This is a genomic window from Escherichia sp. WS1451, assembly GCF_046487365.1.
GTDB classification, from domain to species: domain Bacteria; phylum Pseudomonadota; class Gammaproteobacteria; order Enterobacterales; family Enterobacteriaceae; genus Escherichia; species Escherichia coli.
Window position 1 is genome coordinate 1 of the sequence record NZ_JBJQJP010000071.1, and the last position, 916, is coordinate 916.

The following is a 916-nucleotide window of genomic DNA, read 5'->3' on the forward strand; positions in this document are numbered from 1 at the left end:
CACTAGTGAGGGGCGGCAGCGCATCAAGCGGTGAGCGCACTCCGGCACCGCCAACTTTCAGCACATGCGTGTAAATCATCGTCGTAGAGACGTCGGAATGGCCGAGCAGATCCTGCACGGTTCGAATGTCGTAACCGCTGCGGAGCAAGGCCGTCGCGAACGAGTGGCGGAGGGTGTGCGGTGTGGCGGGCTTCGTGATGCCTGCTTGTTCTACGGCACGTTTGAAGGCGCGCTGAAAGGTCTGGTCATACATGTGATGGCGACGCACGACACCGCTCCGTGGATCGGTCGAATGCGTGTGCTGCGCAAAAACCCAGAACCACGGCCAGGAATGCCCGGCGCGCGGATACTTCCGCTCAAGGGCGTCGGGAAGCGCAACGCCGCTGCGGCCCTCGGCCTGGTCCTTCAGCCACCATGCCCGTGCACGCGACAGCTGCTCGCGCAGGCTGGGTGCCAAGCTCTCGGGTAACATCAAGGCCCGATCCTTGGAGCCCTTGCCCTCCCGCACGATGATCGTGCCGTGATCGAAATCCAGATCCTTGACCCGCAGTTGCAAACCCTCACTGATCCGCATGCCCGTTCCATACAGAAGCTGGGCGAACAAACGATGCTCGCCTTCCAGAAAACCGAGGATGCGAACCACTTCATCCGGGGTCAGCACCACCGGCAAGCGCCGCGACGGCCGAGGTCTTCCGATCTCCTGAAGCCAGGGCAGATCCGTGCACAGCACCTTGCCGTAGAAGAACAGCAAGGCCGCCAATGCCTGACGATGCGTGGAGACCGAAACCTTGCGCTCGTTCGCCAGCCAGGACAGAAATGCCTCGACTTCGCTGCTGCCCAAGGTTGCCGGGTGACGCACACCGTGGAAACGGATGAAGGCACGAACCCAGTGGACATAAGCCTGTTCGGTTCGTAA

Annotated in this window: 1 protein-coding gene; it reads right to left on the reverse strand. The window is 61.8% G+C overall.

What is annotated here, in order from left to right; genetic code table 11:
* The coding region (intI1, locus tag ACJHX7_RS26180; RefSeq protein WP_129950480.1) for a class 1 integron integrase IntI1 at window positions 1-916 on the reverse strand (916 nt) is incomplete at both ends.